Annotated in this window: 3 protein-coding genes; all 3 read left to right on the top strand. The window is 74.2% G+C overall.

All coding sequences use genetic code 11. The features are described from left to right. Positions 1 to 291 precede the first annotated feature (291 nt). The 3 genes from tmk (at position 292) to KBX39_RS24585 (ending at position 4,208) form a co-directional block, all read left to right on the top strand. Positions 292 to 2,448, top strand: a complete 2,157-nt coding sequence (gene tmk, locus KBX39_RS24595) for a dTMP kinase (RefSeq protein ID WP_312247481.1) — start codon at positions 292 to 294, stop codon at positions 2,446 to 2,448. Then, entirely contained in the window at positions 2,445 to 3,743 is a 1,299-nt protein-coding gene (locus KBX39_RS24590; RefSeq protein ID WP_064448456.1) for a DNA polymerase III subunit delta', read from the top strand. The genes tmk and KBX39_RS24590 overlap by 4 nt, the downstream gene beginning before the upstream one ends. Positions 3,744 to 3,878: 135 nt before the next feature. Beyond that, positions 3,879 to 4,208: a YbaB/EbfC family nucleoid-associated protein gene (locus KBX39_RS24585; protein WP_013473591.1), complete on the top strand. Its 330-nt coding sequence runs from the start codon at positions 3,879 to 3,881 to the stop codon at positions 4,206 to 4,208. The last annotated feature ends 103 nt before the right edge of the window (positions 4,209 to 4,311 follow it).

Genomic DNA, 4,311 nt, shown 5'->3' with positions numbered 1-4,311 from the left:
ACCGCGTACGGCGGGTCGAGGTGAGCGGTCGCCCGGTCGAGACGCTCGCGAAGTTTGTCACGGTCGATGGCCACGTCTGCACGCTAACTGTCTGGGCGAGAATGCGAAATACCCTCGCGTCTGTCCGGGCTGCGGGCGGTGGTCCCGGCGGCCTAGGCTCAGCGAGCAGGTGAATGTCGCGCAGGCCTGCTCCTCCCGCGCGACTAGAGTGTTCCACCGGGGATGCCCAAACCTGGGCCGGCACGTGGAGGTACGGCCATCGAAAGCCAGAACAACGGCGAGTCGCCCGGCGTGTCGTCGCCCGGGACAGCCGCCGACCACTCCGGCGTCGCCGCCATCCGCTCGGTGCTGCGCATCCGGCCGTTCCGCAGGCTGTGGATCGTCCTCAGCGCCGCCTCCTTCGGCGACTGGCTCGGTCTGCTCGCCACCGCGCTGTTCGCCGCCTCCCAGGTCTCCGGCAGCACCGCCCAGGGCGCCGCGTTCGGCGGTGTGACAGCGATCCGGCTGCTCCCGGCGCTGGTGCTCGGCCCGGTGGCGGGCGTGTTCGCCGACCGGTTCGACCGCCGGTGGACGATGGTCATCTGCGACCTGCTGCGCTTCGTGCTGTTCGCCTCGATCCCGCTCTACGCGCTGACCGGCGCCGCGGGCGGGCTGGTGGTCGGCTGGGCGCTGATCGCCACGTTCCTGATCGAGTCGATCACGCTGATGTGGATCCCGGCCAAGGAAGCGGCGGTTCCCAACCTCATCCCGCGTACCCGGCTGGAAGCGGCGAACCAGCTCACGCTGATCACCACGTACGGCCTCACGCCGGTGGCCGCGGCCATCGCGCTGGCCGTGCTGGACCGCGGCGTCCGCGGCGCGGTCGGCGGCGACCTGCCGAACTGGGCCGAGCCGGCCCAGCTCGCGCTCTGGTTCAACGCATTCTCCCGGCTGGCCACCGCGCTCGTGGTGGCGTTCGGGATCAAGGAGATCAGCCACGCCCAGCGCGGCGAGGCCGAGCGCTCCGAGCAGAGCATGTTCCGGCAGTTCTCCGAGGGCTGGAAATACATCGGCCAGACCCCGCTCGTCCGCGGCCTGGTGCTGGGCATCTTCGGCGCGTTCGCCGGCGGCGGCATCGTGGTCGGCACGGCCAAGTTCTTCGCCAACTCGCTCGGCGCCGGTGACGCCGCGTTCTCGCTGCTCTTCGGCGCGATCTTCGTCGGCCTGGCGCTCGGCATCGGCCTCGGTCCGATGATCGTGCGGGACATGTCCCGCCGCCGCTGGTTCGGCATGAGCATCGTGCTCGCCAGCGCCTCGGTGCTGGTGCTCGCGTTCGCCATCCACCTGTCGATGGCCATCCTCGGCGCGATCCTGGTCGGCGCGGGCGCCGGCATGGCGTTCCTGGCCGGCACCACGCTGCTCGGCGGCGAGGTCGCCGACGAGGTACGCGGGCGCGTCTTCGCGGTGGTGCAGATCGGCACCCGGCTGGTGCTGATCCTCGCCATCGCGCTCAGCAGCCTCCTGGTCGGCGTCGGCGGCTCCCGCCAGCTCACCATCGCCGACCTGGGCATCTCCATCTCCTCGACGCGCCTGCTGCTGCTCGCCGCCGGCGCGGCCGGCATCATCGCCGGCATCAGCGCGTTCGGCCAGATGGACGACAAGAAGGGCGTGCCGGTCCTCGCCGACCTGTGGGGCTCGATCCGGGGCCGCCCGCTGATGCCGGCCGAGCCGTTCGTCTCCAGCGGTCTCTTCGTGGTCTTCGAGGGCGGCGAGGGCGCCGGCAAGTCCACCCAGCTCGCCGTGCTCGCCGAGCGCCTGCGCGCGCAGGGGCGGGACGTGGTGGTCACCCGCGAGCCGGGCGCCACACCGGGCGGCGAGCGGATCCGTTCGCTGGTGCTGGACACCGGCACGGACGAGGCGCCGTCGCCGCGCGCCGAGGCGCTGCTCTACGCCGCCGACCGGGCGCACCACGTCGCGACTGTCGTCCGCCCGGCGCTCGTGCGTGGCGCGGTGGTGATCAGCGACAGGTACGTCGACTCGTCGCTCGCCTACCAGGGCGCCGGCCGGACGCTTCCGGTGGACGAGGTCTCCTGGCTCTCGTCCTGGGCCACCGGTGGGCTCAAGCCCGATCTGGTGGTGCTGCTCGACGTCGAGCCGCGTACCGGCCTGAGCCGGGTGGAGACGCGCAACGAGGGGGCCGACCGGCTGGAGGCCGAGTCGCTGACGTTCCACGAGCGCGTCCGGTACGCCTTCCTCGACCTGGCCGCCGGTGACCCGAAGCGTTACCTCGTGCTCGACGCGTCCCGGCCGGTGGACGAGATCGCCGACGCGGTGGCCCTCCGGGTGGGTGAGCTCCTCGCCGACCCGGGCGGGATCGTGCACCCGCGTCCGGCGCAGGGCCCGGACACCTCGGTCCAGCCCGAGTTATCCGACGCGGAGCTGGTGACGATGGAGCAACCCCGAAGATGACCGACGTCTTCGGCGATCTGGTCGGGCAGGACGAGGCGGTGGACACGCTGCGGCGGGCCGCCGCCTCGGCCGCCGCGCTGCTGCGCGCCGCCGTGCCCGTCGCGGCCGGCGCGCCGGCGGGCGGGTACGACGACCTCGACGCGCTCGCCGAGGAGCTCGACGGCACCGACGCCGACCCGCCTCCGGCACCCGCCGCTGAAGCCGATCCCGGCGCCGGGATGACCCACGCCTGGATCTTCACCGGGCCGCCCGGATCCGGCCGGTCGGTGGCCGCCCGCGCGTTCGCCGCCGCCCTGCAGTGCGTGCACGGCACCGGATGCGGCAGCTGCCCCGGCTGCCACACCACGCTCACCGGCACGCACGCCGACGTGCGCCTCGTCGTTCCGGACGGGCTCTCCATCGGTGTCGGCGAGATGCGCGCGCTGGTGCTCAGGGCGGCGAGCACGCCGTCCGGTGGCCGGTGGCAGGTAGTGATCATCGAGGACGCCGACCGGCTCACCGAGGCCGCCGGCAACGCGCTGCTCAAGGCGATCGAGGAACCGCCGCCGCGTACCGTCTTCCTGCTCTGCGCCCCGTCCACCCACCCGGACGACATCTCCGTGACCATCCGGTCGCGCTGCCGCGTCGTACCGTTGCGCCAGCCGCCGCCGGCCGCGGTGGCCGAGGTGCTGGTCCGCCGGGACGGCATCGCGCCGGACGTGGCCGAGTGGGCCGCGGCGGCCGCGCAGGGGCACGTGGGCCGGGCCCGGCGGCTGGCCCGCGACCCGGAGGCCCGGCAGCGGCGCGACGCGGTGCTGGCCGTGCCGCGCCGGCTGACCGGCGTGGGCGCGGCGTTCGACGCCGCCTCGGCGCTGATCGAGGCCGCCGAGGCGGAGGCCGCCGCCTCGGTCGTCGAGATCGACGAGGCGGAGCGTACGGCGTTGCAGACCGCGCTCGGTGCGGGCGGCACCGGCCGGGGCGCGGCCGGCGCCATGCGCGGCGCGGCCGGCCAGCTCAAGGATCTGGAGAAGCGGCAGAAGTCGCGGGCCACCCGTGCCCAGCGGGACGCGCTCGACCGGGCGCTTGTCGACCTGGCCGGGTTCTACCGCGATGCGCTCACCATGGCGTTGCGGGCGCCGGTCGCCCCGGTGCACACCGACACCGCGGCGCTGGCCGGCGCGGGCGCGCAGAAGTGGGACGCCGAGGGCTCGCTGCGCCGCTTGGAGGCGGTGCTGGAGTGCCGGGCGGCGATCGAGGCGAACGTCAAGCCGCGGATCGCGGTGGAGGCGATGATGCTCGCCCTCTGGCGCGGCTGACCCACGCCCGCTCCACGCTGTCCACAGGGCATCGACACGCGCGATTGGCGTGCGGTACGGTCCCCGGTGATGCCGCCGTGATCGAGGCGGCACGCTCAGTGATGTTGGGGCCGACCGGCCGGGAGGAGTCCGCCGATGCCGCGGGGCGAGATCGACGAGGCCTGGATCGAGGAGGCGGTGCGGCGCTACCGCCGCATCGAGAACCTGCAGGCCGAGTTCGACCAGGCGGTGGCCACTGTCGAGGTCACCGTCCGCTCGCCCGACGGCCTTGTCGAGGTGGTGGTGACAGCCGGTGGGCGCATCACCGACGTGCGTTTCCTCGGGCCGCTGCACCACCGCAGCCCACGTGACGTGGCCGGGTCGGTGCAGGCGGCGGTCACCGCCGCCGCCGACGCGGCGCAGTGGGCGCGGGAGAAGCTGCACAACGAGACGTTCGCGGCCTACCGGCCGCTGGCGGGAGCCTGACATGGAGACGCTGCGCGCCCTGGCCGCCCGCCTCGACGAGGCCGGCGCGACCCTCGCCACGCTGGCCCGCTCGGTGCCCGCCACCGTCCCGCCGCACCCCGCG

This window comes from Micromonospora sp. D75 (assembly GCF_018070405.1).
GTDB lineage: Bacteria > Actinomycetota > Actinomycetes > Mycobacteriales > Micromonosporaceae > Micromonospora > Micromonospora chalcea.
Note: the sequence above shows the minus strand (reverse complement) of the source record. Positions and strands in the feature narration are given on the sequence as shown.

Bases quoted from the DNA above. Each gene is read 5' to 3' on its own strand.
- KBX39_RS24590 (WP_064448456.1), top strand. From the start codon at position 2,445: ATGACCGACGTCTTCGGCGATCTGGTCGGGCAGGACGAGGCGGTGGAC.
- KBX39_RS24585 (WP_013473591.1), top strand. From the start codon at position 3,879: ATGCCGCGGGGCGAGATCGACGAGGCCTGGATCGAGGAGGCGGTGCGG.